At 56.0% G+C, this 25,238-nt stretch carries 23 protein-coding genes, 1 tRNA gene and 2 pseudogenes; 12 read left to right on the forward strand and 14 right to left on the reverse strand.

Going from position 1 to position 25,238, the window contains the following annotated elements:
* Window positions 1-51: 51 nt before the first annotated feature.
* Window positions 52-1,677 (reverse strand): methyl-accepting chemotaxis protein, encoded by a 1,626-nt coding sequence (locus tag RHM55_RS02510; protein WP_322179364.1) that lies wholly within the window; start codon window positions 1,675-1,677, stop codon window positions 52-54.
* A gap of 583 nt (window positions 1,678-2,260) precedes the next feature.
* On the opposite strand from RHM55_RS02510, the gene RHM55_RS02515 reads away from it, so the two are divergent.
* Window positions 2,261-2,536 carry a DUF1652 domain-containing protein gene (locus RHM55_RS02515; protein ID WP_322182698.1) on the forward strand — a complete coding sequence of 92 codons (276 nt, stop codon included), beginning with the start codon at window positions 2,261-2,263 and terminating at the stop codon, window positions 2,534-2,536.
* Here RHM55_RS02515 and RHM55_RS02520 read toward each other — a convergent pair.
* Window positions 2,505-4,826, reverse strand: a complete 2,322-nt coding sequence (locus tag RHM55_RS02520; protein ID WP_322182700.1) for a UvrD-helicase domain-containing protein — start codon at window positions 4,824-4,826, stop codon at window positions 2,505-2,507. The two genes, RHM55_RS02515 and RHM55_RS02520, sit on opposite strands and share 32 nt — an antisense overlap.
* 461 nt (window positions 4,827-5,287) lie before the next feature.
* Here RHM55_RS02520 and RHM55_RS02525 point away from each other — a divergent pair, with 461 nt between their 5' ends.
* Entirely contained in the window at window positions 5,288-5,983 is a 696-nt protein-coding gene (locus RHM55_RS02525) for a pirin family protein (protein WP_322179365.1), read from the forward strand.
* A 70-nt stretch (window positions 5,984-6,053) separates the two neighbouring features.
* Here the strand turns inward: RHM55_RS02525 and RHM55_RS02530 are convergent.
* The 6 genes and pseudogenes from RHM55_RS02530 to RHM55_RS02555 all read right to left on the reverse strand — a co-directional run.
* Window positions 6,054-6,722 (reverse strand): annotated as a pseudogene (locus RHM55_RS02530) (aliphatic amidase); the annotation flags it as partial.
* A 14-nt stretch (window positions 6,723-6,736) separates the two neighbouring features.
* On the reverse strand, window positions 6,737-7,084 hold the full coding sequence (locus RHM55_RS02535) for a zinc ribbon domain-containing protein (protein WP_322179366.1): 348 nt from the start codon (window positions 7,082-7,084) through the stop codon (window positions 6,737-6,739).
* 37 nt (window positions 7,085-7,121) lie between these two features.
* The gene (fmdA, locus tag RHM55_RS02540) at window positions 7,122-8,351 is read right to left on the reverse strand and encodes a formamidase (protein ID WP_322179367.1); all 1,230 of its coding nucleotides are present in this window, start codon (window positions 8,349-8,351) and stop codon (window positions 7,122-7,124) included.
* 185 nt (window positions 8,352-8,536) lie between these two features.
* Window positions 8,537-9,226 carry an urea ABC transporter ATP-binding subunit UrtE gene (gene urtE, locus RHM55_RS02545; protein ID WP_322179368.1) on the reverse strand — a complete coding sequence of 230 codons (690 nt, stop codon included), beginning with the start codon at window positions 9,224-9,226 and terminating at the stop codon, window positions 8,537-8,539.
* 10 nt (window positions 9,227-9,236) lie between these two features.
* Window positions 9,237-9,995 (reverse strand): urea ABC transporter ATP-binding protein UrtD, encoded by a 759-nt coding sequence (urtD, locus tag RHM55_RS02550; protein WP_322179369.1) that lies wholly within the window; start codon window positions 9,993-9,995, stop codon window positions 9,237-9,239.
* A pseudogene (locus RHM55_RS02555) lies at window positions 9,992-10,525 on the reverse strand (ABC transporter permease subunit); the annotation flags it as partial. The gene urtD and the pseudogene RHM55_RS02555, both read right to left, overlap by 4 nt.
* Here RHM55_RS02555 and RHM55_RS02560 point away from each other — a divergent pair.
* The 7 genes from RHM55_RS02560 to RHM55_RS02590 all read left to right on the forward strand — a co-directional run bounded on the left by RHM55_RS02560 (window position 10,497) and on the right by RHM55_RS02590 (window position 16,524).
* A complete protein-coding gene (locus tag RHM55_RS02560) occupies window positions 10,497-11,126 on the forward strand; it encodes an FAD-dependent oxidoreductase (RefSeq protein WP_322179370.1) in 630 nt (209 codons plus the stop codon). The pseudogene RHM55_RS02555 and the gene RHM55_RS02560 overlap by 29 nt on opposite strands.
* Window positions 11,127-11,130: 4 nt before the next feature.
* Complete coding sequence (locus tag RHM55_RS02565; RefSeq protein WP_322179371.1) at window positions 11,131-11,490, forward strand: RidA family protein; 360 nt, start codon at window positions 11,131-11,133, stop codon at window positions 11,488-11,490.
* Window positions 11,491-11,954: 464 nt separating this feature from the next.
* Window positions 11,955-12,920, forward strand: coding sequence for an amino acid ABC transporter permease (locus tag RHM55_RS02570; RefSeq protein WP_322179372.1), 966 nt, complete (start codon window positions 11,955-11,957; stop codon window positions 12,918-12,920).
* 15 nt (window positions 12,921-12,935) lie between these two features.
* Window positions 12,936-13,706 carry an amino acid ABC transporter ATP-binding protein gene (locus RHM55_RS02575; protein ID WP_322179373.1) on the forward strand — a complete coding sequence of 257 codons (771 nt, stop codon included), beginning with the start codon at window positions 12,936-12,938 and terminating at the stop codon, window positions 13,704-13,706.
* 102 nt (window positions 13,707-13,808) lie between these two features.
* On the forward strand, window positions 13,809-14,648 hold the full coding sequence (locus tag RHM55_RS02580; protein ID WP_322179374.1) for a transporter substrate-binding domain-containing protein: 840 nt from the start codon (window positions 13,809-13,811) through the stop codon (window positions 14,646-14,648).
* A 74-nt stretch (window positions 14,649-14,722) separates the two neighbouring features.
* On the forward strand, window positions 14,723-16,027 hold the full coding sequence (locus RHM55_RS02585; protein WP_322179375.1) for an FAD-binding oxidoreductase: 1,305 nt from the start codon (window positions 14,723-14,725) through the stop codon (window positions 16,025-16,027).
* Window positions 16,028-16,053: 26 nt separating this feature from the next.
* A complete protein-coding gene (locus RHM55_RS02590) occupies window positions 16,054-16,524 on the forward strand; it encodes an Lrp/AsnC family transcriptional regulator (protein WP_322179376.1) in 471 nt (156 codons plus the stop codon).
* Between the two features lie 1,044 nt (window positions 16,525-17,568).
* Here RHM55_RS02590 and RHM55_RS02595 read toward each other — a convergent pair.
* The 5 genes from RHM55_RS02595 to RHM55_RS02615 all read right to left on the reverse strand — a co-directional run bounded on the left by RHM55_RS02595 (window position 17,569) and on the right by RHM55_RS02615 (window position 21,316).
* A tRNA-Gly gene (locus RHM55_RS02595) sits at window positions 17,569-17,644 on the reverse strand.
* Window positions 17,645-17,707: 63 nt separating this feature from the next.
* The gene (gene pgsA / locus RHM55_RS02600) at window positions 17,708-18,268 is read right to left on the reverse strand and encodes a CDP-diacylglycerol--glycerol-3-phosphate 3-phosphatidyltransferase (protein ID WP_322179377.1); all 561 of its coding nucleotides are present in this window, start codon (window positions 18,266-18,268) and stop codon (window positions 17,708-17,710) included.
* A gap of 32 nt (window positions 18,269-18,300) precedes the next feature.
* Window positions 18,301-20,124: an excinuclease ABC subunit UvrC gene (gene uvrC / locus RHM55_RS02605; RefSeq protein WP_322182702.1), complete on the reverse strand. Its 1,824-nt coding sequence runs from the start codon at window positions 20,122-20,124 to the stop codon at window positions 18,301-18,303.
* 1 nt (window position 20,125) lies between these two features.
* Window positions 20,126-20,770, reverse strand: a complete 645-nt coding sequence (uvrY, locus tag RHM55_RS02610) for a UvrY/SirA/GacA family response regulator transcription factor (RefSeq protein WP_322179378.1) — start codon at window positions 20,768-20,770, stop codon at window positions 20,126-20,128.
* A gap of 180 nt (window positions 20,771-20,950) precedes the next feature.
* Entirely contained in the window at window positions 20,951-21,316 is a 366-nt protein-coding gene (locus RHM55_RS02615; protein WP_322179379.1) for a helix-turn-helix domain-containing protein, read from the reverse strand.
* A gap of 81 nt (window positions 21,317-21,397) precedes the next feature.
* Here RHM55_RS02615 and RHM55_RS02620 point away from each other — a divergent pair, with 81 nt between their 5' ends.
* Window positions 21,398-21,631, forward strand: coding sequence for a DNA-binding protein (locus tag RHM55_RS02620; protein WP_322179380.1), 234 nt, complete (start codon window positions 21,398-21,400; stop codon window positions 21,629-21,631).
* A gap of 78 nt (window positions 21,632-21,709) precedes the next feature.
* Here the strand turns inward: RHM55_RS02620 and RHM55_RS02625 are convergent, their stop codons facing one another.
* Complete coding sequence (locus RHM55_RS02625) at window positions 21,710-22,156, reverse strand: GNAT family N-acetyltransferase (RefSeq protein WP_322179381.1); 447 nt, start codon at window positions 22,154-22,156, stop codon at window positions 21,710-21,712.
* Between the two features lie 699 nt (window positions 22,157-22,855).
* Here RHM55_RS02625 and RHM55_RS02630 point away from each other — a divergent pair.
* Both RHM55_RS02630 and RHM55_RS02635 read left to right on the forward strand, forming a co-directional pair.
* Complete coding sequence (locus tag RHM55_RS02630; RefSeq protein ID WP_322179382.1) at window positions 22,856-23,956, forward strand: 3-deoxy-7-phosphoheptulonate synthase; 1,101 nt, start codon at window positions 22,856-22,858, stop codon at window positions 23,954-23,956.
* A 297-nt stretch (window positions 23,957-24,253) separates the two neighbouring features.
* Window positions 24,254-25,135, forward strand: a complete 882-nt coding sequence (locus RHM55_RS02635; RefSeq protein WP_322179383.1) for a triacylglycerol lipase — start codon at window positions 24,254-24,256, stop codon at window positions 25,133-25,135.
* The last annotated feature ends 103 nt before the right edge of the window (window positions 25,136-25,238 follow it).

Genomic DNA, 25,238 nt, shown 5'->3' on the forward strand with positions numbered 1-25,238 from the left:
TTGGCCCCGTCACACAAGCTGTGCGACGGGGCCTGACACACCACCGGGCTCTTAAATCACAAACCGCGCTACCATGCCGTTAAGGTCTATGGCCAGGCGTGACAGTTCATGGCTGGCAACGCTGGTCTGATTGGCGCCGGCAGCGGATTGGGTCGCCAGATCGCGAATATTGACCAGATTACGATCCACTTCGCGGGACACCTGGGCCTGCTCTTCAGAGGCACTGGCAATGACCAGGTTGCGCTCGTTGATTTGCGAAATGGCTGCGGTGATCTGCTCCAGCGCCACACCGGCTGAGCGGGCGAGTTCCAAGGTGGTTTGCGTGCGGTTGGTGCTCAGTTGCATCGACTGCACGGCTTCACCTGTGCCGTTTTGAATGCCCGCGACCATTTGTTCGATCTCCTGGGTCGACTGCGCGGTGCGATGAGCCAACGCGCGCACTTCATCGGCAACCACAGCAAAGCCCCTGCCCGCCTCGCCGGCACGTGCGGCCTCGATGGCCGCGTTCAAAGCCAGCAAGTTGGTCTGTTCGGCGATGGAGCGAATAACATCCAATACCTTACCGATATCACGTCCCTGCTCCGCCAGGCCTTCTACCAGATCCGATGTGGTCTGCACATCTTGAGTCATGGCCTGAATCGCTGAAACGGTCTCGACCACCCGATCACGCCCTTCGCGCGCGGCTTGGGTGGACTGTTGCGACGCTTGGGACGTGGACACCGCGTTACGCGCGACCTCTTCTACAGCAGCGGTCATTTCATTAACCGCAGTAGCCGCTTGTTCGATCTCATTATTCTGTTGTTGCACGCCACGAGACGCTTCCTCGGTGACCGCGCTCAGCTCTTCGGCAGCAGACGCGAGCTGTGTAGCCGACCCGGAAATCTGTTCGATTGTCTTGCGCAGGTTCTGCTGCATGCCCACCAGTGCTTCGAGCAGGCGCGCCGGTTCGTCTTTGCCGTCGACTTCAATGTGTTTAGTCAGATTGCCACCCGCAATATCTTCTGCGGCGCGGACGGCTCTCGTCAGAGGGTTAACAATGCTGCGTGTCAACAACAAGGCCAGCAACACAGTCAGTAAAACGGCAAATGCCGCAACACCCAGGATGGCGACTTTCGCCCCATCGTATTGTTGAGCGGCAATGCTGGATGATTCCTTTGCGCCATTTTTATTGATGTCAACCAACTTTCTGATTTGTTCACCCATCAAGTCAGAGGCGTCTTTCATTCGGGAGTTGATCACGTTACGCATGTCGTCGACCTTGTTTTGTCGCGACAGATCCAGCGCTTCGCCTTGCGCGTTCAAGTATTTATCAAGGGTGGCATCAAACTCTTTATATACCGCACGCTCTTCAGCTTCGGCGGGCAACGCAGCGTAGCTGGCCTTGGCTAACTGTAACTTGCTGACCAGGTCACGAATTCGGACTTCGGTTTCCTGCAACAATGCAGGTTCGCGATTGACCAGTATCCGGAAAGACGTGATACGCAGGCGCAGAACGCATTCAGCCGTCTCCCCCAGAAACCCTATGCTGGGGAGCATGTTGGTTTCCATATCGACCGTGGCCTGCCGAATCACGCTCATGCGATTCAGCGCGAAAAAGCCCAGTGCAATCACCAATAAGGCAATAAACGCGAAGCCAAGAAAAGCGCGCGGCGCGATATTCATGTTTCGTAGCGACATGGAGTGCCTCTCTTAAAAGTATGACTAAAAGCATCCATGCGATCGGGTATTTTGAATAGAAGTGTACAGGTTCGTTCAAAACTGAAGTGTGACCCACTGCCAGGTCAGCGCACTCAACATGTATATCGGCCAGACTTTAGTTTTTATTCGCCCTGAAGAAAAATATATTTTAGGGATGACAATATGCGTACATATTGGATCCAACAAGTAACACTTAGCTTGCTATTTAAAGTGCATAAATTTGAGCGCTCCGCACTTAATAAAGTATCCGTTTAATAGGCCCTTGAAGGAAGTGAGGTAGACAAGTCTCTCACGCGTCCACACCGTAACTTGCCAGCTATTCACTAGAGTCTGCGGCAAAAAAAATATAGCCGAATGCCACCCTATGGGTGCTTTCCAAAATACGGCTATCCGGTGGGCAAACCACACAACAAGAGACGTGACCTGCATCAAGAAAACGTAAACGTTTTGTCAGGTAAGTAGAAAATCGTTCCTGCTGATCGCTACGGGTGCTACTTTATTTCTCGAAGGGTCAATGCAACTGACCCGTCCCCTGCGCATTGGAGCCAATGGAAGTGCTCGATTGAATAAGGTGGGCCGCATGAATCAAGTCACGTTTCCCAATGCATGCCAGCTGATGCGCTGGCATTTTCATCCGGTCGGTTTCGAGGCTACTATGGACGCGCCCAGCAGCATGATCGCCCGTCTGTTTGATCGCGCCAGTGGCGAAACGGTCATCGCTATCGCCGGTATCCCTTGCTCGACAGTGATGAATGCGACAGACGTCGAGCGAATCATTGAGGCCATCGAGGCTGAGCTGGAGTCGTTCATTCCACCGCAAGTGTCGGGTTTTTTGTAACACCCTGCCCGCGTCTATCGTCGAAAAACGGCTTGTCTCCTGCGATCCTGTCGGAAGCTTTGGGGACAGCCGCGTTTTCGCTGCCACTGCTGTCGATGTACCAGTAGCAATGACGCACCGCCCGGGTAATGGCAACATACGCCAGGCGCAGGACTTCGTCTTTTTGTGCGGTGTCGAACGGGTCCGCATCACCGTCCTTGCCTAATCCAGCCATTCGATAGACCTGGTTTTTGTAGGGCGACAGGGTCAAATGTTGGCAATCCCCGAGCAGAAACACCGCGTCGGCCTGCAAGCCCTTTGAGCTGTGATAGGTCAGTTGCTTGAAGCGTCTCGATTCGGGTGGCAATCCAGAGTCTTCATTAACCAGTGCCTGTAATTGCTCGGAAAACCGGGCTTTTTCACTGCTCTTGCGGTACAGCAACAGGATCGAATCGCCATCGTTGTAGTGCTGAATCAAACGCTCGGTCAGTTCATCGTCGTCGCGATCCTGCACGGTCACCGGCAGCAGCTCTTGAACACCGCCGGCCGCTTTGGCCTTCTTGCCGGCAATCGACGGTGCGGCGCGGACGATATGCTCGGCCGCGTCAATAATGTGCTGGTGGCTGCGGAAGTTGTCGCTGAGCATCACCTTGGTGGTGGCAGGCGATGAGAACTCTTTGGCGAACTCCATGAAGTATTTTGGTGAACTGCCGCGCCACCCATAGATGGACTGCCAATCATCACCGACACACATCAAGGAAGAGCGCTGCGCAGCACGCCCAATGTGCATTGAGGGGCCGCGGCTGCGAATCTCCCGCAGGCTGGCGCGAATCCAGGAAACAATTTGCGGAGAAACGTCCTGAAATTCATCGATCATCAGGTGCGACAGTGGCCTTAGCAGCTCATCATTGATCCGTTTCAAGTTCTCGGGCGAAGTCTCCCCAAACAGCGCAAACATTCTGTTGTAAGTCATCACCGGCGGGGTCTGGGTGAGTAGATGCGCTTCGAACGCTTTCCAGAACAAACTCAGGGCTTCGAAGAAAAACCGATCAGGGTCATTTTCGGCGAAGCTCATCTGAGCGACAGCGGCAGGAACGTCCAGCCCCAGGTTCTCGATGAAGCTGGCAGCCGTGACAAAGGCATCCAGCACAGGCGCGGCGCTCAGCTCGCCCTTCACCTTGTAATCGAAGCCCGGCCCCGCGACGGCTGATCCTGCCAGCGACTGTAAAACTCGTTTGGCGGCATCATAGTTTTCTAGCCAAATCACAGGCTTGCGGCAGAAAGCTTGAAACAGGGTGCGCTTTATTACCCACTCGGCCCAGATCGGCAACTTGGCTGTTGATCGTTTCATCTGCTGGTTTTCAGAGGGATCGAAACCCAGCACCACCCAAGCATCCAACTCGGCAATGTAGCCATGAAAATGAAATGAAAACCCATTGATTTCAACGGTTTGCCGCATAGGCTCAATGCCTTTTATCGGCCACGCCTTGGCACGAAACCACAGGTCCTCAATAGTGTCGCACAGCTCCTCATCACGCTTGGCCGACAACTCGGTCACCGTGATACGTTTCTGTACGTCCGGATGATCGCGGTCCAGCTCCTTGAGCTGCAACGCATGGCGATACAAGGGGGCCATGACCTCGCGAAACCGCTCGTTGCTTGCGTACAGATCCCGATAGCAGAGATTCAGTTGCTGACGTTGCGCGTCGTTTATCCGCAAATCGAACGGGTTACTGTCGGCACCCTCTTCCCCGCAGAGTGCAGGCTGATTAGTCAGGTTCTCGAAGGCGCGTAACTGGCTGAAACCCGGCAGGCTGCGTACCCATGGCAGTATCCGCGAATGAAAGGTGCGCACCAGGTCGCGACCTTCTTTGAGGCTCAAGCTACGCCCCCACAGCGCCATAATCTGGATGAGCTTATTGATGAAGTCCTTACGCGACTCGCGCGTGAACGTCACCACGGTCATGGAACCGAGTTCAAAACCGAGGTAATGGCTCAACAGGAGAATACGCAGCACCAGCGATGTGGACTTACCGGCACCGGCACCGGCAATGACATAGGTAGACGGTGTGTCGCTGAAAATCATCTTCCATTGTGCGGCACTGGGCTGGGCATGACTGGGCAGCTTTAGCGCGACATCGGCTTTGATGCGTTTTTTAAGGTCTGCAGTGAGCGCCAGGCGCCAGTCATCGAACAGGTGATCGTCGATACGCGGGCCACGGTGTTCGGCGGGGCGGGTGTCGCGGATCAGCAACACGTGCTGGCTGTCCTCTACCGCGTCGAGCCGACCTTCTGCGTAACCTTCGTTCATGCCTTCAGCGTGGCCGTTGAGGTAGCCATCGGCATGCCCTTGCAACCAGGACGGCACATGCTGCGAGCGCAAGCCCGTCAGGCTATGGCCGACGAGTCGTGCCAGCAGGCGTTTGAAAAAGGGCAATTGTTCAGGCGGGGACAGATCGGCAGGCAATTGATGCGGCACGCAGGCTCCAGATGTCAGCTTGTGAGCGAAGAAGGGTCTATGGTGGCTGGAATTGTCGACCAGTTCTAGCGAAATGCTTTGCCATCAGCGCGTTAGCCGATCAACTGCAGGTGCAGTCGATCGAGAGACCAATAATACGCAGACCCGACAAATCGAATAAGTAGATTGTTTTGGCGCGATTTTTCCGCTTATTTTCGATGAATAATTGATAGATGATGCTCGCCATCACCCATTGATTTATCGTTCAGCAGTACTGGTGCGAACAGCCCGGCTCTGCTTTGGAGGCCACAATCATGCTCGAATTAAGACCCTTTAACACGTTGGGCGGCGCAAACCATGGCTGGCTGAACGCACATCATCACTTCTCTTTCGCGGAGTATTACGACCCTAAGCGCATGAATTGGGGCCAGCTGCGGGTATGGAACGATGATGTCATCGCCCCGCAGACCGGCTTCCCGAAACACCCGCACCGCGACATGGAAATCATCACATACGTCCGTGAAGGTGCGATCACCCACGAAGACAATCTGGGCAACAAGGGCCGCACGGAGGCGGGTGATGTTCAGGTCATGAGCGCCGGAACCGGTATAGCCCACAGCGAATACAACATGGAATCGACTGCGACCAAGATCTTCCAGATATGGATTGTGCCTGATGAGACCGGCTCAGCGCCTTCATGGGGTGCCAAACCATTCCCTAAAGGTCAGCGTGAAGGTTTCGTCACGCTGGCCAGCGGAAAGGACGGCGATGACCAAAACCTGCGCATTCGTGCTAACGCACGTTTGGTAGCCGCCAACTTGAAGGCCGGTGAAACCGTTGAGTACCGCCTGGACGCGGGTCGCCGAGCCTATCTGGTTCCGGCTACAGGGATCATCGAGGTCAACGGTTTGCGTGCAGCAGCACGTGATGGCGTTGCGGTAGAGGATGAGCACTTGCTGCGCGTTACGGCCATTGAGGACAGTGAAATTATTCTGGTGGATGTGGCCTGATTCCGCTTCACTCAGCAGAGCCATGACCTGAGCGGGATCGAAGACAAAGCGCGATGTCAGCAGGCCGGCCGAAGCCGGCAGCATTCGCGACCGCTACATAGCAGTTATTGGCCCAGGCCATACTCTTGGACATCATCACCTGCTGCTCTTTGGCCGGGTACATATAGCCCTGGCACCGAACAATCAACTCAGCCCCTTTCATTGCGCAGTCGCGCCAGATCTCCGGGTAGTTGCCGTCATCGCAGATGATCAGGCTGATCTTCATGCCCTTTGGACCATCGCAAACATAAGTACGGTCTCCTGGATACCAGCCCTCTATGGGGCACCAAGGAATACATTTGCGGTATTTCTGGACGATTTCGCCCTGGTTATCGATTAATACCAACGTGTTGTAGGGAGCCTTGCGTGGATGTTCCTCATGACGTTCACCCGTAAGTGAAAAGACCCCCCACGTGTTGGCCGCACGGCACGCGGCAGAGAAGATCGTAGTCTCCTCCCCCGGAATGCTGGCGGCAGTTGCCATCATCTCGTCGTGGTCATACATGATGCCCATGGTGCTGTATTCGGGGAATACCACCAGGTCCATGCCAGGAAGACCGCGCTTTATGCCCGTGATGATCTCGGCAATTTTGTGGGCGTTTTCGATGACTTCGGCCTTTGTGTGCAGACGCGGCATTTTGTAATTGACGACAGCGACACCAACGGTGTCCGGGCTGCTGGAAATATCACCATGGCGCATGAAATTGACCTCTGTTAATGGCTGATCATCCACGGTCTTGGACCGGTTTTACTCTTAAGGCCCAGTGGATTGGCCTTGCTCGACGTCACCGGTTTGCTCGGTGCGCAACAGCTACAACCACTGGGGTGACGCCGGTTCTGCTGGTATTCGCCGACGGTCTGCGGCGCGTTTGCACTGCGCTCATTGGTCGTGATCGCCATACGCTGATTGCTCGACAATGTCGGTAGCGACGGTGCCGAGAGGATCAACCGCCCTCCGTCACCCGCGCAGATCGGGCACTGACACGGTTGATGACGCTGGTCCATGGGCCGCAGCATCGTGAACGAGCCGCAGGTCTGACATTCGTACTCATAGGTCGGCATGCAGCTCTCCTGACAATGAATCGGGCGCCGAGGTGGCTTACAGGTCTGGGGCAATCGGCAGATCAATGCTGCCGTCGAGGTGTTTCGTCGGACCGTTGGCGTTGGGGTTGATGTCGAAATCGAAGATCTCGGTCGGCAACCACAACGTCGCGCACGCGTTGGGAATATCGACCACACCGCTGATATGCCCTTGCACCGGAGCCGAGCCCAGCAGCGCATACCCTTGAGCGGGCGAGTAACCGAACTTGGTCAGGTAATTGATGGCATTCAGGCAGGCCTGGCGGTACGCGATATTGACGTCCAGGTAGTGCTGCTTGCCCTCTTCATCCACAGAGATACCTTCGAAGATCAGGTAGTTCTGGTAGGTCGGAATGATCGGGCTCGGTTTGAATACCGGGTTTTTGATCCCGTATTTGGCCATGCCGCCCTTGATCAGCTCGACTTTCATATGGACCCAGCCGGCCATTTCGATGGCACCACAAAAGGTAATTTCGCCGTCGCCCTGACTGAAGTGCAGATCGCCAACCGACAAGCCAGCTCCCTTGACGTAGACCGGAAAGAAAATCTTCGAACCCCGTGAAAGGTCCTTGATGTCGCAGTTACCGCCATGCTCGCGGGGCGGAACGGTTCGCGCGCCCGTGGCAGCGGCTTCGTCGCGGGCCTGGCCCTTGAGTTTGCCCATGTGTGCAGTTGGGGCCATGGGTGCGTTGGCAAGCGGTGGCACCCGGGTCGGATTGGTATCGATCAGTTCCTGCTCACGCCGGTTCCAGTCCGCGAGCATCACGTGATCCGGCAGGCATCCGATCAGACCGGGATGGATCAAGCCCGCAAAATTCACACCAGGGATGTGCCGCGAGCTGGTGAACATGCCCTTGAAATCCCAAATGGCTTTCTGTGCGCTGGGGAAATGATCGGTCAGGAATCCACCACCGTTTTGCCGTGAAAAGAAACCGTTGAAACCCCACATCGATTCGGCTTTGGCACCGATATCCAGCAAATCGACCACCAGCAGATCACCCGGCTCCGCACCGTGCACCCCTACCGGCCCAGACAAGTAATGCACCGTCGAGAGATCGACATCACGAACATCGGAGGCATCGTCATTGTTCTTGATTGCACCGGCAGTCCAATCATAGGTTTCGAGGATGAAGTCCTCTCCGGGCTTGACCCAGCACGCCATCGGAATATCCGGGTGCCAACGGTTGTGGATCTGTTCGTTCTCGGTAGCGGCCTGATTGAGGTCAACCTTGATCAACGTGTCGGTCATGACGAAGCTCCTGGACTGAATAGGGCGTGAGGCGTTGGAGCCAGTTTCGAATGCTTGAGCCAATCAGAAAATACGTTGGATGACGTATGCCCATAGCCAGCAGGAACGGGGTCTTCAGTCCTTTTCCAGCGCACGCGAAAAAGCCCGCGCCGCGTATGAAAGCGGGCGGGCATAACGCATAAGGATCACACCGACAGGTAGCGGCTGATGGTAGCTTCGTCGACCTTGTCGCGGGTTTCTTCGACCACGAAACGACCTTTTTCAATCACCAGGAAACGGTCGGCGATTTCCAGAGTGAACGACAGCACTTGCTCCGAAACGACGATAGTCAGGTCGCGCAGGTTGCGGATTTCTTTGAGCGTGCGGGCGATGTCCTTGATGATTGACGGCTGAATGCCCTCGGTCGGCTCATCCAGCAACAACACTTTTGGATTAGTCGCCAAAGCGCGGGCGATCGCCAGTTGTTGCTGCTGGCCGCCCGACAAGTTGCCGCCCTTTCGCGAGCGCATTTCGTAAAGCACCGGAAACAATGCATAAAGGTCATCGGGCACCTTACCCTTGGCCGATGCCGGCAATCCGGTCTGGATGTTTTCCAGCACACTCATGCTGGGAAATATCATCCGCCCCTGAGGCACGTAGGCGATACCTCGCTCGACTCGTTCATGGGTTTCCAGCGGCGAGACATCATGGCCATCGACGCTGATGCGTCCGTGCCACTGCGGCAAGATGCCCATCAGACTCTTGAATAACGTTGTCTTGCCCATGCCATTGCGTCCCATCACGGCAACAATCTCACGCTTGGCGACGTTCAGGTCCAGGTCATGCAGGATTTGGCTCTGACCATAGCCGCAGGACAGTTTGTCGATGTTGAACATGTCCGACTCCTCAATGGCCCAGATAGACTTCAATGACTTTGGGATTTTTCTGTATGGATTCCATGCTGCCCTCGGCCAGCACCTTGCCTTGGTGGAGCACCGTGACCTTGTGCGCGATGCTCTTGACGAATTCCATGTCGTGCTCGATCACCAGCACGGAGCGGCCCTTGCTGATTCGCTTTAACAGCTCGGCGGTTTGTGCCCGCTCGTTGACGCTCATGCCGGCGACCGGTTCGTCGAGCATCAACAGGTCCGGGTTCTGCATCAGTAGCATGCCGATTTCTAACCACTGCTTCTGGCCGTGGGACAACAGGTCGGCTTGCTGTTGCAACAGGTCTCCGAGGAAAATCTCATTGGCTACCTCCTCTACCCGGGCAATCACTTCGGCACTGCGCTTGAAGAACAATGCACCGAACACCTTGCGGCCTGTGGGATAAGACATTTCCAGATTTTCAAACACCGTCAGGTTCTCGTAGATCGACGGGTTCTGGAATTTTCGCCCCACTCCAGCGCGGACGATGTTGTACTCATGCATCTTGGTCAGTTCCTTTCCATCGAACTGAATACTGCCGCTGGTAGCGCGGGTCTTACCGCAGATCAGATCAAGCACCGTGGTCTTGCCTGCGCCATTGGGACCAATCACCACGCGCACTTCGTTGCGGTCGATATACAGATTGAGGTTATCAACGGCCTTGAAGCCGTCAAAAGACACGGTCAGTCCCTCGATGGTCAGCACTGGCTTGTTCATTTCAAAACCACTGGCACTCATGGTCGGGTCTCCAGGGAGGTGCTGCTAGCAGGCTGAATCGACTGTGGAGCTACGCTGGCTAATTTGCTCACCACAGACATCGACGCGGGCTTGGCAAGGGGCCGTTGCGAGCGACGAAGCAGTTTTGCCAGGGCCTGCCGACCATGAGTATCCCAAAGACCAGCAAGGCCATTCGGGAAATACATGACCACCACGATGAACAGGCCGCCCATCAGGTACAACCATAATTCCGGGAAGGACTCGGAAAAGTAGGTCTTGCCGTAGTTGACCAGCAACGCGCCGTACACGGCGCCAAGCAGCGACATGCGCCCTCCTACCGCCGCGAATATCACCATCTCGATGGACGGCACGATCCCCACGAACGAGGGCGACATAAAGCCGACCTGCAAGGCGAACATCGCACCGCCAATGGCCGAGAATGCAGCCGCCACACAGAACACGAAAATTTTGAAACTGGCTACGTCATAACCGGAAAACCGCACGCGCTCTTCCTTGTCGCGCATGGCCATCAACAACCGACCAAGCTTGGACAATGGTTTTCAGCGCAAAGGAGATCGAATCTCAGCACTGCAATTTGCGAATGCCGAAGACTTCACTGCTGACGATTACGTGCTCGCTACCGGCAACGCCAGCGATCGACTCGCGGCCCAATTGGGTATCCGCCTGCCGCTCTACCCACTCAAGGGCTATAGCTTAACTTTACCGCTTACCAGCAACGTCGGCGTCCCGGAAACCAGCGTGACCGACTTCGACAACAAGGTGGTGTACGCTCGACTCGGCCAACAGTTTCGCGTCGCCGCCATGGTCGACATTGGCATCAAAAACACCCATCCCGACCCAGAGCGCATTGCGGCTCTGTGTCGCCTGTGCGAAGAAGCCTTCCCTGACGCAGGCGATTATCACCAGGCACGCGGCTGGGCTGGGCTACGCCCTTCTACACCGCAGGGGCCGCCCATTCTGGGACCCAGTCCCTTCAAGAATTTCTGGCTCAACACTGGCCACGGAAGCCTCGGTTTTACACTCGCGAGCGCCTGCGGTCAGATAGTGAGCGACCTTATCGCCGGTAGACCGGCACCGATCCATCTGGAAGGCCTGACGTTAAAAGGCCAGGATTGCCCCCCAAGGAGTTGACACCATGACTATTAAACGAATCGACCCAAACGGGCGCCTCAGTGGTGTTGTCGTCCATGGTTCTCTGGTTTACCTGTCTGGACAGGTCCCCAACGACCGACGCCTGGACTGCGAGGGCCAGACCCTTAATGTATTGGAAAAAATTGATCGACTTCTGGAACGTGCATCCAGCAGCCGCGAACATCTAGTGAGCGCGCATATCTGGTTGAAGGATATCGATCGCGACTTCGCAGTGATGAACCGTATCTGGAGCGAATGGCTGCCAACCAGATGTGCGCCGGCCAGAGCGACAACTCAAGCCACGCTGGCCTCGTCCGACATTTTAGTTGAAATCATGGTGGTTGCAGCGATACCGACGGTTTGAATCACTGCCGCGTTCGAACGCCGATATCGTGCGATGTTCAGGAAAGAGGAGACAGCGGGGGATCTCGTACCCATCAGCACGACTGCCCATTGAGCTTCGGCGAGCATACACAGAGGACACCACTGTCAGCTGGTTGTGCTTTCGCGCAACGCGGCATCCCTGGCGCACCATTGGATACTGGGTTTTATCTGGTCCAGTTTTTTAAATGCTCGATCAATACCTGAAAATCAAGCACTGATCGTCGCAATTGGGGCTTCAGGCAGGTGAACGCCGACCTGCCATGTCAGACTTATCACCCGCGTGTTGCCGTACTAATACCGCCATATCTAAAGCTACCTACCCTGTATATGCTCAAAAAAATAGCAAAATAAGTACAGATCGCAAGGTATTCCCCAGCAGTTCGCACACTCATAATGGAAATGAGACAAGTTGGCATTTCTACTCCATGGGGGGGACGAAAGACGATGTACAAAGACAACATCATTAGAAGTCGGGCGACCGACAACATCGCGTTCATGGGGGTGGTCGCTGTTGCTATATTTGCCATCACGCTCTTTGCTGGCGCTGGTGAGGGGGGCTTAGCAAAGCTGATGGGGCCCGTCGTTGCCGACCTCAAGTCACCCCTGCTACGTGATCTCGCGGTGGCGTTCACCTTGACCGTCACGCTGGTCGCCAACCTGTTCATCCTGGGACGATTCCCTTTGCGGGCGCAGATCATCACCGTATGGGTCGAGCTGCTTCTATTGTTCCTGCTATTTTTCGACAGCTTCAATTTGTCTTACAGCTTCATCCTCAGCAAAGTCGGATTCATGATCACCCAAGGGGTGTTCACCACTGTCTACGTGTCCGCTATTTCTATCAGCATCGCCTTCGTCCTGGCGCTGCTGGGAGCGACGGCAAAGTTATCGTCCAACGGCTTTGCTATTGCGATTGCCAACTTTTACACCTCATTCTTTCGCGGTGTGCCGCTGCTGATCCAGATCTATCTCATCTACCTGGGCATTCCCCAACTTGGCTATGTAGTAGGTGCGGTTCCGGCCGGAGTCCTGGCGCTGTCGCTCTGCTACGGCGCCTACATGACAGAGATCTTCCGTGCGGGCATCCGCAGCATCCCGCGCGGCCAGTGGGAGGCCTCCAGAGCTATTGGCTTGACCCCTTTCCAGGTCATGACCCGAGTGATCATGCCGCAGTCCATGCGGCTGATCATTCCGCCTACAGGCAACCAGTTCATTTCAATGCTCAAGGACAGCTCGTTGGTGTCAGTCATTGGAGTCTGGGAGTTGATGTTCCTGGCGCGTACACAAGGGCGTGCCGAGTTCCGGCATCTGGAGATGCTGATCACCGCCGCCGTGCTCTATTGGCTGCTGTCGATCGTTCTGGAGACCGTCCAGTCTCGCCTCGAGAAGCGCTTTGACCGCGCTCACCGCTGAACAAGGATCACCACGATGAATCGCGCCCTCGATCCCCTCAGCCCTACCCTTCAGCCGGCAGTGTCAGTTCGCAAACTGCAAAAATGGTATGGCGATTTTCACGTTCTCAAAGACATCGACCTGGACATTGCTTCCGGGGAAATCCTCGTGATTTGCGGGCCTTCCGGGTCCGGAAAATCGACGCTGATCCGCTGCCTCAATCTGCTGGAGGACTTTCAGAAAGGCGAAGTACTCATCAGCGGGACAGCACTGACCCGCAGCGCGGAGAGTGTGGCGGCGGTTCGGCGGCACGTCGGCATGGTCTTCCAGCAATTCAATTTATTCCCGCATTTGACCGTGCTGGAAAACCTGATGCTGGGGCCGCGCCTGGTGAGCAAGCTCAGCGAAGCGGAGGCCCGCCAACTAGCGCACGAATACCTCACGCGTGTGCGGATTGATAACCAGGCCGACAAGTACCCCGGCCAGCTCTCGGGCGGGCAGCAGCAACGGGTCGCCATCGCCCGCGCCCTCTGTATGCGACCACGGATCATGCTGTTCGACGAGCCGACTTCGGCGCTTGACCCTGAGATGGTCAAGGAGGTGCTCGACGTGATGGGCGAACTGGCACAGGACGGCATCACCATGCTGTGTGTGACCCACGAGATGGGCTTCGCTCGGCGGGTGGCTGACCGGATCATCTTCATGGACCAAGGGCGAATCATTGAGCAGGGCGAACCACAGGCTTTCTTCGATAACCCGCAACACGAACGGGCCAAAGAATTCCTTTCGCAAATCCTCAGCCATTGACGGCCGGAGGGGCGGCAGGACGCAGTCGGCACTATCGCCGTGCACTCATCAGCGGATAAGCCTGACCATCCGCGTCAACCTGCAACATCTGGAGACTTACCGATGACCTCAGTCACTCGCTTCTTCGCTGCCGCAGCTGTCGCCAGCGCCGTATTCGTCACTACAGGCGCTGCCTGGGCTGGCGCAACGCTCGACCGCATCCATGAAAGCAAGGTCATGAAAGTAGCGACTGCCGCTAACTGGCCACCTCAGTCGTTCCTGGGTGACGACAATGCGCTAAAAGGCTTTGATATTGATGTGGCCACCGAGATCGGCCATCGACTGGGCGCCAAGGTGACGTTCGTCACGCCGGAGTGGGGCATCATCACCGCAGGGCGCTGGTCAGGCCGTTGGGACATATCGGTCGGCTCCATGACCCCCACCACCGAGCGCGCACGCGTCCTCGATTTCCCCGCCATCTATTACTACACCCCTTATGTGTTTGCGGTGCACAAGGATGCCGCCGGGACCAAGGTCGCTGATCTTAACGGCAAGGTGATCGGCGTCGAGGCAGGCACCACTTCCGAGGACTATATCAATCGCCGACTAAAGATCGACGCGGTGGGTGTGCCACCTTTCAGCTATGAGGTCGAGCCAGGCGAAGTGCGGACCTACGGTGACAGCATGGGGCCTCTGGATGACTTGCGTCTGGGCAATGGCACTCGCCTCAACGCCACGCTGTCCGCACTGCCGACGATCAAGGGCGCAGTGGAACATGGCTACCCCATCGTTCAGGTGGAGGGCAAACCCGCGTATTACGAGCCTCTGGCGTTAGCTGTCGACAAGGGTGACGAGGCGTTTTCGGCCGAGCTGAAGAAGATCGTCGAAGACATGAAGTCCGACGGCACGCTGAAGAAATTTTCCGAGAAGTGGTACGGCAACGACCTCACCACCGTGCAATGACCGACACGACTGTACGCCCGTCATGACGGCGGGCGTGCGGCATGTCTTTGCTCCTGCCAAAGGATGACCGATTCATGTCCCATTACAGTAACAGTTATTACACCGCTACGATGCGGTACGCATCGCCGCGCCCGACACTCATTGGCAATGTTCAGGCCGATGTCTGTGTGATCGGTGGCGGTCTGGCAGGTTTGAGCACGGCGTTGGAGCTGGTTTCCCGGGGACGCTCGGTAGTATTGCTGGAGGCCGCGCGGGTTGCATGGGGGGCTTCCGGACGCAACGGTGGCTTCGTACTGCAGGGCTGGTCCGAAGGGCTGTCATCAATTGAGCGCCGGTGTGGCACCGAGACGGCAAGCGCGCTGTTCAAGCTTTCTCTAGAGGGCGTGGACATCGTTCGCGAGACGATCGATCAGCATCAGTTGGAGGGCTGCGCGCCCACCAGCGGCAAGTTGAGCGTGTTGCGCTACGACGATGGCGATAATCTCCAACGCCTACGTGATCGGATGGCCAAGGAGTTCAATTTCGAAATGGAGTACCTGGATACCCACGCGATCCGGGCACGGTTGAACACTGAGCGCTATTTTCACGGGTTGCGCGATAGCCATGGGTTTCACTTCCATCCACTGAACTATTGCCTGGGCGTGGCCGAGTTGATTGAGGCCAAGGGTGGCATTCTCTATGAAAACTCGCCCATGATTCGGGTAGAAAGCCAAGGCGACCGCCATCACGTGGTGACGCAGCAAGGGGTGATTGACTGTGGCAACGTGGTGCACTGCTGTGGCGGCTATGGCGGCCCTGAGTTCGGCCGATTGCGGCGCGCTTTTTTGCCGATCGCGACGTATGTGGTGCTCACCGAACACTTGGGCGACCGTCTGCGGGATACGATACGCACCACCGATGCCGTTGGTGACAATCGCCGCGCCTCGGACTACTACCGGGTGGTCGACGGTGATCGCCTGCTCTGGGGTGGGCACATCACCACTCGAAATGTACAGGATGAAAAGCGTTTGGCGCACATGCTGACCGACGATATTCTCAATGTCTTCCCACAATTGCGCGGCCTGCAAATCGAAAAAGCCTGGTCCGGCCTGATGGGCTACGCTCGCCACAAAATGCCGCACATCGGTACGCTGGGTCCGGGCCTTTGGGCTTGTACATCATTTGGTGGCCATGGTATGAACACCGCGCCTATCGGTGCACGGGTTGTTGCCGAGGCGATTTGTGGCGAGTCTGATCGTTACCGTCTATTCGATGCCTATGGCCTGGAATGGAATGGTGGGCCTTTCGGGCCTGCAGCAGCGCAGACGGTCTATGCCGGATTAAAGCTGATGGATATGTTCCAGGAAGCGCGCTCGACACGCCGGGCAGCTAGACACTGAACCCTATCAAGAGTACGAACCTATCCATGGATGAGCAGCGCCCCACTTCGTTGTTTCGTTTGACCGAGAAAGACAAGCAACTGCTTGCGCTTTTGCAGCTTAACGCCCGCGAGCCAACGGCCTCTCTGGCACGCAAGCTTGGGGTCTCGCGCTCCGCGGTACAGGAGCGGATCAATCGCCTGGAAAAGGCTGGGGTTATCACCGGCTACAGCGTGCGAATCGACCAAGACAAGCTGCAACAAACAGTCAACTGCTTCACCATGACGTCCTGCACCAACAAAAGTTATACCGATGTCATGACCGCACTGCGCAAGATGGATTCGGTCCAGGCAGTCTATGCCGTCTCCGGCGAATCGGATTTCATCATTCACGTCGCCACCCATACGTTGGGCGAACTCAACGGCGAGCTCACGCAGATCAACTTGATCAAGGGCGTGGCCCATACGTCGTCCTACATCGTCATGGAAACGAAATTCAACCGGCGCCTGATGTTGTAGCCCCAAACACGGATGCAAAAAAACCGATCCCGATCAGTAGTGATCGACTTTCCAGGGCGATGAAAAATCGGAGACTCAAGCGCATTGACAGATACACCGCGTTGGCGTCTTTGATCATTATTGTTTGACGCATAGGGATCTGGAAGACGTGTTGCCCGGGCTTACATGGACGCCCTGCTTGCCAAGCTTTCATCTAGTCAGTCCGGTTGGCAGCTTGGTCATCAGCCCTCACCAACTGACGACCTCCCGCAGCCGCGTCCCAGGCATGGCTAAGATTACAGGCCATGGCCACCAGTCTGGCAGTGGTCAACGGCTCGATCTCCACCCAAGTGCGGATCGCCAAACAGTGATTTGCTCGGGGTAAAGGCCTTTGCGGCGGCAATAATGGCCTTAGGTCGATCTCGGACAACCCGGCAGCTTCAAGGATGACAGCAAACTTGGTTTCGGCTGGCCAGTTCTGAGTCGATTACTTGTTTTCGGATCAGCGTTTTTCAAGGTAGTTGTCGCGTCAACCGTCTGACTATGCCGCTATTTTCTCGACCTGTTGCTCTCGATCCGGGTTCTCCAGCACGGTGCCGATCGGCTCCCAGTTACGTATTTAACCTGACCACTGTTCCGGCTTTTTCTCTTTGCGATGCGTCGTCGGCAGTACCTTCAAAACTGAGCTGCCGGACAACGTCACCTAGGGCATCGGCTTTATCCGCGACATCAAGTCATTCCAGCAGCCGGCGTTCAGTGAGGCTGAAGTCGGTGCCCTCATGCACACCCTGCGCCTGGACCGCCCGGCAAGCGATGTACGGAGACTCTATTGAAGATTCTCAAGATAGGCGAGAGGGTGTTCTGACGGCCTTCCTTTACACACAGCCTGCGGAACTCGACCCACTGATTGGATACCACTTCGACGTTATGCCTGCTGTTTACGGTGCGTCTCTGAATACTGGAGCGCACTGGACTGAAGTGTTTTTCGGCACAACGAAAAAAGCGACCCTAAGGTCGCTTTTTTCTACAACTCATGAACTTCAATGAAGTTCACAAGCCAAATTTTGGAGCGGGAAACGAGACTCGAACTCGCGACCCCGACCTTGGCAAGGTCGTGCTCTACCAACTGAGCTATTCCCGCATCTTGGTGAAGGCCGCTATTCTATAGATTCAAATTGTCCCGTCAACCCCTTGATTCAAAAACTTATTTTTTTTCTGCCGAGGTTTTGAGGTGCGGCCAGGCCGCACGCAAGTATTGCAACATCGACCACAACGTCAGCCCGGCAGCTATCAGTAGTAACGCGTAACCGACGACCACCCAAAAAGTGAAAGCCGGCGGGTTGGCCAACAGGATGACCAATGCAAGCATCTGTGCGGCAGTCTTCCATTTACCCAGGCTGGAAACGGCGACATGTGCCCGAGCACCTATCTCGGCCATCCACTCACGCAATGCGGAAATCACGATCTCGCGGCCAATGATGACCGCTGCTGGCAATGTCAGCCACAGGTTGGCGTGCGCTTGAACCAGCAACACCAACGCCACGGCCACCATCAGCTTGTCGGCCACCGGATCGAGAAAGGCACCAAAGGGCGTGCTTTGCTCAAGGCGACGCGCCAGATAGCCATCTAGCCAATCCGTAGCCGCCGCGATCGCGAAGACCGTACTGGCTGCCATGTAGCTCCATGAATAAGGCAGATAAAACAGCAGAATGAAGATCGGAATCAGCAGGACACGTAATACGGTGATCAGATTAGGGATATTCATCGGCACAACTGGCTACGAGGTGAGCGAGCATTCTACTCGCTGTGCAGGTTTGCATAAATCGACTCTGCGAGCTTTTTACTGATTCCGGGCGCTTTAGCAATTTCTTCGACACTGGCGCGGGACAATTCTTGCAATCCACCGAAGTGTTTGAGCAGATCACGGCGCCGTGTCGGGCCGACACCAGCCACGCCTTCAAGAGTCGAGGTGCGCCGTGTCTTCCCGCGTCGCGCGCGATGTCCGGTGATGGCGAAGCGGTGAGCTTCGTCGCGGATCTGCTGGATCAGGTGCAATGCCGGAGAATCGCCAGGCAAGGTGAACTCATGCGCAGCATCGTTGAGGTAAAGCGTCTCGAATCCGGCCTTGCGTGTGGCACCTTTGGCAACGCCCAACAGAATCAAGTCTGGCACCGCCAGTTCGTTCAGTACATCGCGGGCCATGGATAACTGCCCCTTGCCGCCATCCACCAACAGGATATCGGGCAACTTGCCCTCCCCCTCTTTGAGCTTGCTGAAGCGACGAGTCAGGGCCTGGTGCATGGCTGCATAATCGTCGCCAGCCGTCACACCTTCGATGTTGTAACGCCGGTAATCCGACTTTATTGGCCCTTCTGGACCGAAGACCACACAGGAGGCGACCGTCGCCTCACCGCTGGAGTGACTGATGTCGTAACACTCAAGGCGTTGTGGCGATTCCTCGAGATTCAATACCTTGGCCAGCGCATCAAAACGAGCCGTCACATGCTGACGGTTGGCCAGGCGTGCCGACAATGCCTGCTCGGCATTGGTCACCGCCAATTGCTGCCAGCGCGCCCGCGTACCCCGGACCCGATGACTGATGGTCATTTCATGCCCTCGCAACGCTTCAATCGCGTCGATCAAGGTCGGGAAGTCTTCATGGACCACATTGACAATAACTTCGCTCGGCAGCTCTCGGTCATGCCCCCCCAGGAAATACTGAGCGAGGAATGCCGCCATGACTTCACCCACCTCCTCCTCGATACCGACCTGAGGAAAAAAGCTCTTGCTGCCCAACACGCGTCCGCCGCGCACGCTGATCAAGTGAACACAGGCGCCACCCGGGTTGACGAACGCAGCGACCACATCCACATCGCCGGTTCCTCCGTCCATACTTTGTTGATCCTGGACACGGCGCAAAAGTGATATCTGATCACGCAGTTCGGCGGCACGTTCAAAATCCAGGGTCATGGCGGCTTTTTCCATGGCGGCATTAAGCTCGTCAGTCAGCGCGTTGCTGCGTCCCTCAAGGAACATGATCGAGTGCCGCACGTCCTGGGCATATACCTCAGGCTCGACCAGGCCGACACAGGGCCCCTTGCAACGCTTGATCTGGTACTGCAAACACGGACGGGTGCGATTCTTGAAATAGCTGTCTTCGCATTGGCGAACCAAAAAAGTTTTTTGCAGCAGACTCAGACTTTCCCGAATGGCACCGGCGCTTGGATACGGACCGAAGTATCGACCTTTGGGCTTCTTCGCGCCGCGATGGATACTCAGCCGAGGGTAATCACTGTCCGATAGATAGACGTAAGGATAAGACTTATCGTCGCGCAGCAGGATGTTGTAAGGCGGCCGCCACTCTTTAATGAGTGTCTGCTCCAACAGCAGGGCTTCGGTCTCATTGGCAGTGATGGTGGTTTCAATCTGTGCGATTCGGGCGACCAGCGCACCGGTTTTGGGCGCGTGCCCTGTCTTGCGGAAATAGCTGGCAAGCCGCTTTTTGAGATTTTTGGCTTTGCCGACATACAGCAGACGCGCCTCGGCATCGAACATGCGATACACGCCGGGACGGCCACTGCAGGTTGAAAGAAATGCGCTTGGATCGAACGGTTGGGTCATTTCAGAGACTGGCATCGACCATGCCGTGACGGACTGCCAACAAGGCCAGCTCGACATCGCTGCTGATCGAGAGCTTTTCAAAGATACGGTAACGGTAGGTGTTCACGGTTTTGGGTGACAGACACAGTTTATCGGAGATGGCCTGGACTTTCTGACAACCAACGATCATCAGGGCAATCTGAATTTCGCGCTCCGACAACAGATCGAACGGCGAATTACTACTTTGCGGCTGAAAAGACTTGAGTGCGAGTTGCTGAGCGATCTGCGGGCTGATGTAGCGCTGCCCGGCAAACACAAGCCGGATGGCCTGAACCATTTCAGCAAGGCCTGCACCCTTGGTCATGTAACCCGCAGCGCCCGCTTGCAACAGCCGGGTCGGGAACGGGTCATCTTCACACACAGTCACAGCCACAACTTTAATGTCGGGATGACTACGCAGTAACTTCCGGGTTGCTTCCAGACCGCCTATGCCAGGCATCTTGACGTCCATCAACACCACATCGGGCTTTAACTCGCGCGCTTGCTTCAGGGACTCTTCACCTGAATCGGCCTCCCCGACTACCTGTAAGCCCTCGATATCGGCCAACATCCGTGTAATGCCTGTTCGAACGAGATCATGGTCATCGACTACTAGCACCCTAATCAAGCAGACACCTCACAAAACGGTCATAACAAAGTCTAGTGACCTTAGCAAAAACGGCGAGCAAGACCTAGCTCAAAGCTCGATATTGGTGCAAGGTCGACACATGGCAGCGTGTTACACACGCTACCAATAACGTATTCATATATTTGATATATTTCTGAAGACCTAAAAAGACAACCCGGTCTATCCCTCCTCTGACGTTGACTTATTGTTGGTTGCGTATGACGTCGACAGCTCAGCCATGGTCGTGGTCAGTCGCCTGATGGCGTCCTGGTCTTCTTTATGCAAGGTTCTAAAACTTCCCAGTATTTTTTCTTCCGTCTGGCTCAGGTTGTCGACAGGCGTCGGGGTATAGGTGCCGGTGAGTACGAACAAAACGTCCACACCTCTGGCAGCAACAGCCGCCAGATAATCAGCCTTTGGGGCGCGGTCGCCACTTTCATACTTTCCCTGAGCATTTGCTTCTACACCACCTATTTCACCAAAAGCTCGTTGAGACAGCCCAAGGCGCTCTCTTTCTTTTCGTAGCCTGGAACCTATTCCACTCATTTGAATGCATAATCCTGTTGACCCCATCCTTACGAATGGTAGAATCGAGCTAAGTTAAACTAATTTGAACGGTTTTGAACTATGCCCGGAATACGCACCGCTGCACAAGCCAAGGCCTGGCTTGAACAACAAGGTAAATCTGTTCAGGAGTTCGCTCGGGAAAACAGCATTGACCCGGCCACTACCTATCAAGTACTTGCAGGCCGCAAAAAAGGTCGGCGCGGAGAAGCTCACAAAGTGGCGGTTTTGCTGGGCATGAAAATCGGCAGCATACCCACCGACAAAGTGCTGGGTACCGCGCTGGGGGTCGACTAACGCCCGCAAACGATGCATCGCCTCACAGTACCTTGGTTGATGTACCTGTTGAAAACAGTCTAGACCAAGCGCGGTCGATTACTCTCGACAAACGGCTGAGCTCTCCAATATACGCTCCATCCAGAACAAAGCCTTCTCTTGCCCGACAACCTCGTAGCCCTGTCGTCGATACAATTGCATCGCTGGATTACTTTTAAACACTTTCAGCCGGACGCTCCTGGCCCCTAGCTCGCACGCCATCGACGCTATCTGCCCCATCACCCACCCCCCTATGCCCTCGCCTCGGTAGGGTTCGCACAACTGCACATCGCGCAGATACAAATAGTGCGGCTCCATGCTGAAACTGAGAAAGCCGACAGGCTTGTCTGCCTTGTTGATGATGAAGCTCTGGCGTGCCTCCCACTCATCATCAAACGACTGCCCCTGCCAAACCCGAGCGTATTCGGCGTAATACTCACGCATATTCACCCTCGTCAGCTCACGAGCAAAACTCAGGTCGGCAGCGGTGGCCTTGCGAAGCTTCACAGTCAATCCATACCCCCTAGTGCTTCAAGCAACCACAGGCACAGCCCTGGCTGATCAGCCTTGCAAATCCCGATTGGCTATCCGGGGCAAGTCTCCACCAGCACTGGCAGCACGCAAAAGGCGTAGTGTTTTGAGATCCGATGGAAATGTCCCATTGAACCCAAAGCCTTATCTACAGTAAGCTCACTGTACCTACTGGAGAGCCGCCATGTCGCACATCCAATCGCCGAATTGCAATTTTACCAGCGTCCAACGCCAGGTAACGGCAGTGGCTGCGTGGAATGTACAAAGCGCAGTTTCCCAGCAGCTCAACTCTTATTTTGGGTATTGGTTTAGCCACTGGCGCGCCTGATACCCATACGGCGCCCACACTAAAAGGGCCGCCAACCAGAGAATCCTCTACCCCCGGCCGGCTACCCGACCGGGGGTTTTGTTTTTTCGGGCCACCAGAAACATCCGCTTGTACTGAATTGCAACCGAATTGAATTGAGGAACACGACATGAACTACACCACTTATTACCGCAACGACATCAGCTTCACCTGGCGATTTAGCAACCTCCGCTCGGGACAGCCTGCCGCCTCCGACCGGTCACTTTCAGGTGGCAAAACAGCACTAAAGGCCAGTACGGCCAATTGTCGAACACCCCAATAGGGCGTCGAGCGCGGAAATACCCCGCGCCCGCCCAGGAAGCCAGAGCATGAACTCATCCGTCGCCGTAAACCCCCTCTCTGACCTGCTGCCCCAAAGCGTGACCCTGATCGACAGCGTCCCTGCCCCGCAGCGTCTACCCAGCACCCTGCAACTCAAACACCAGTTGCCCCTCGACCTTGCCCTTAGCCATCAGGTTGCAACCCATCGCCAAGCGGCCCGTGCGATTCTCGACGGTGAAGACTCCCGGCTGCTAGTAATCGTCGGCCCGTGCTCGATCCACGATCCACACTCTGCCCTCGAATATGCCGAACGGCTGGCGAAGCTGTCCGCTGAGGTCAGTGATCAACTGATGCTGGTAATGCGTGCCTACGTCGAAAAACCACGCACCACGGTCGGCTGGAAAGGATTGGCCTACGATCCGCAGCTTGATGGCAGTGACGACATGGCCGGCGGCCTGGCACTGTCCCGAGAACTGATGCGCGACATGCTGCGTATGGGCCTGCCCATCGCCACCGAAATTCTGCAGCCCATGGCGGCCGGCTACTTCGACGATATGCTCAGTTGGGTGGCCATCGGCGCAAGGACCACCGAATCGCAGATCCATCGGGAAATGGCCAGTGGTTTGGCGATGCCTGTCGGCTTCAAGAACGGCACTGATGGCGGGGTCGCGATTGCCACGGACGCCATGCGCTCAGCGGCGCATGCACATCGGCATTTCGGCATTGATCGACACGGTCATCCAGCGGTCATTGACACTCAGGGCAACCCGGACACGCACATGGTCTTGCGCGGCGGTCATCGCGGGACTAACTACGACAGTCAAAGCATTGCGAGCGTACGCACCAGTCTGGAAAAGGTCGGCATCCCGACGCGAATCATGGTCGATTGCAGCCACGCCAACAGTGGCAAAGACCCGCTGCGTCAGCCTGAAGTATTCAACGATGTGCTTGAGCAGCGGTTGCATGGCGATCGGTCGTTGATCGGCATGATGCTGGAAAGCCATCTGTTTGAAGGGTGCCAACCATTGAGCAAAGCCTTGCGTTACGGTGTTTCGGTCACCGACGGGTGCCTGGGTTGGGAGAGTACCGAGCAGCTATTGCGCGGGGCGGCGACCGCGTTGCGGCGTCAAGCAGCGGGCACACGCTGACCTGCGCGGGAAATCGGCTGACAGCCTGTAGCCGACCCGCTTTTTTCAGTCATAAAAAGCATCTGGGTCGCGCGGCCATCCCGCACAGGTTGTGGGGAATCCTCCCGGACGTTCTCCGAAACAAGAGCCGGTGGAGCTGTATGGCGCTGCACGCCACGCAGCCTGCCGGCCCGGCCATCAACCACCGAATCAAGCGTCCATGTCTCCGCCGCTACCGGGGCAAAATCCAGGGCCATTGCAACGGCTCATCTGCAGCTAATGTGGTTTGCACATTCCAGGCAAACACACAGGTCAACGATGAACACTCACGCGGCAACAAAATTCCCCATATTGCTGGTCCACGGCCTGTTCGGCTTCGAACGGATCGGCAACATCACCATTTTTCATGGTATCAAGGAAGCGCTGGAAAATGCCGGCGCCCGGGTGTACGTACCCTCCCTGTCCGGTGCCCACAGCAACGAAGTCCGTGGTGAGCAACTGCTCGTACAGATCGCCCACATCCTGGAACAAACCGGCTCACAGAAAGTCAATCTGATCGCCCACAGCCAAGGCCCGCTGGCGGCGCGTTATGCCGCCGCGACCCATCCAGAACACATCGCATCCGTAACATCTGTCAGCGGCGCCAATCATGGCTCGGAGCTGGCGGACCAGCTGCGTAAGGCATTTACGCCCGGGGCACTACCGGAAAAAGTTGCTGATACCCTGATCGCTGGGTTTGCGCACTTTTTGGCCTTGCTCAGCGGCAATCCCCAACTGCCGCAAGACACCCTGCAAGCGCTTGATGCACTAACAACGGAAGGCGTTGCATCGTTCAACCGAAAATACCCGCAAGGCCTGCCCGCAGCCTGGGGCGGTGAAGGCGCGGAGCAGGTGGACGGTGTGTTTTATTACTCCTGGAGCGGCATCATCAAAGGAACGCTATTCGAAGAAGGGCATAACATAGTGGACCCGCTGCACTTGGCGTGTCGCAGCTATGCACAACTATTCCAGAACGAGAAAGAGCAAAATGACGGCTTTGTTGGCCGTTACAGCTCGCACCTGGGCAAGGTAATCCGCTCGGACTATGCGATGGATCACCTGGACACGGTGAATCAAACTGCAGGCGCGGTGCGAAAAGGTGCCGACCCGATCAAACTCTATGTGGAACACGCCGCGCTGCTTAAAAGCAAAGGTTTATAAAACATCCAAAGGCGAAGCTGACCGCTGGGACGCTGGAAGGAACTTTCGCGAGAAATGCCTTCCTTAATCCGGTAGGCTCTTCCTTTTTTTGACAGGAGTACGT

Source organism: Pseudomonas sp. MH9.2, assembly GCF_034353875.1.
Classification (GTDB): Bacteria; Pseudomonadota; Gammaproteobacteria; order Pseudomonadales; family Pseudomonadaceae; genus Aquipseudomonas.